The organism is Collinsella sp. AM20-15AC (assembly GCF_003471405.1).
Classification (GTDB): Bacteria; Actinomycetota; Coriobacteriia; order Coriobacteriales; family Coriobacteriaceae; genus Collinsella.
Window position 1 is genome coordinate 1 of sequence record NZ_QRJA01000063.1, and the last position, 1,456, is coordinate 1,456.

Sequence of the window (1,456 nt, forward strand, 5' to 3'; positions counted from 1 at the left end):
GTGAACTGCCTCCCATTTCTTGGACATCGGGAAATGGGAGGTTTTCCATGAGTATAGATCTCAGGTCGAAGCACGATCTGGAGTCCAGGAGGCGGGCCGTCGAGCTCTTCGACGCCGGCGTCGGCTGCAAGCCGGCGGCCGAGGCCCTGTCCGTCCCCCGCGAGACCGTGAGAGAATGGCAGTGGGTATACCGGGCGTTCGGAAGCGAGGCGCTGCTGTCCATGGACGGGAAACAATCCAGTTACACATTCGAGCAGAGGGTCGCCGCGGCGTCGGCCGTGGTCGACGACGGGATGGCGAAGGCCGACGCCATGGCCGAGTTCGGGATCAGGTCGAAATCCCCGCTGGAGCGCTGGTGCAGGCTCTACCGCGAGGGCGGCGCCGAGGCGCTGCGGCCCCGCCCGAAGGGCAGACCGAGGGGGTCGAGGTCGAAACCCCGGGCCCGCACCCGCGAGCAGGAGCTCGAGGAGCGCTGCCGCAGGCTCGAGGCCGAGGTCGCCTACCTAAAAAAATTGCGCGCCCTGGTCGAGCGGGACGGGCTCTGACCAGGGCGGCGGCCGAGGCGGTGAGGGCGCTGCGCGCGGAGGGGCACTCCCTGCGCCACCTGCTGGAGTGCTCGGGGCTCAGGAGGTCGACCTACTACTACGCGCTGGCGCACCCGCGGAGGCCGACCCGGCCCGAGCTGCGCGACGCCGCGGCCGAGATATTCTCGCGCACCGCCAACGGCTGCGGGCACCGGCAGATAGCCATGTGCCTGCGCGCCGAGCTGGGCGCGGTCGTGGCCGACAAGACCGTGCTCAAGATGATGCGCGAGATGGGCATCCGGTGCGGGATACGCCGCCGGGGCTCCCGCCGCCGGTACAGCTCCTACAGGGGGCTCGTGGGGAGCACGTTCGAGAACGTCATCGCGAGGGACTTCGGCGCCGAGGGGCCGTGGCAGAAGCTCGGCACCGACGTCACCGAGTTCAAGGTGGCGGGCGCCAAGGCCTACTGGGCCCCGGTGCTCGACTTCTGCACGAAGGAGATCGTGGCGAGCGACATATCGACCTCGCCGGACCTCGCCCAGCAGCACAGGATGCTCGACCGGCTCCTCGAGGCCCTGCCCGACGGGGCGGCGCCGACCATGCATTCGGACATGGGCTGGCAGTACCAGCACGAGTCCTACACCTCCAGGCTGGAGGGGGCGGGCATCACCCAGAGCATGTCGCGCAAGGGGAACTGCATCGACAACGCCGCCACCGAGCAGCTCTTCGGCCACGTGAAGGACGAGTTCTACCGCGGCAGGGAGTGGGGCAGCTTCGGGGACTTCAAGCGCGACCTGGAGGGGTACATAGCCCATTGGAACACGCGGCGCAGGCAGGTAAGATTGAAGGGCCTGACGCCGGAGGAGTTCCGGAACCGGGCCCTTGCGGCGTAGTCGCTATTTATTCAGTCCAAGTTTCGGGGCGCAGTTCAC

2 protein-coding genes are annotated in these 1,456 nt (G+C 68.2%); both read left to right on the forward strand.

All coding sequences use genetic code 11. The features are described 5' to 3' along the window. A partial coding sequence (locus DW233_RS10500) for a transposase (protein ID WP_369834752.1) occupies positions 1 to 545 on the forward strand: 545 nt, incomplete at its 5' end. A 20-nt stretch (positions 546 to 565) separates the two neighbouring features. Further along, a complete protein-coding gene (locus DW233_RS10070; protein ID WP_199583469.1) occupies positions 566 to 1,417 on the forward strand; it encodes an IS3 family transposase in 852 nt (283 codons plus the stop codon). Positions 1,418 to 1,456: the final 39 nt, after the last annotated feature.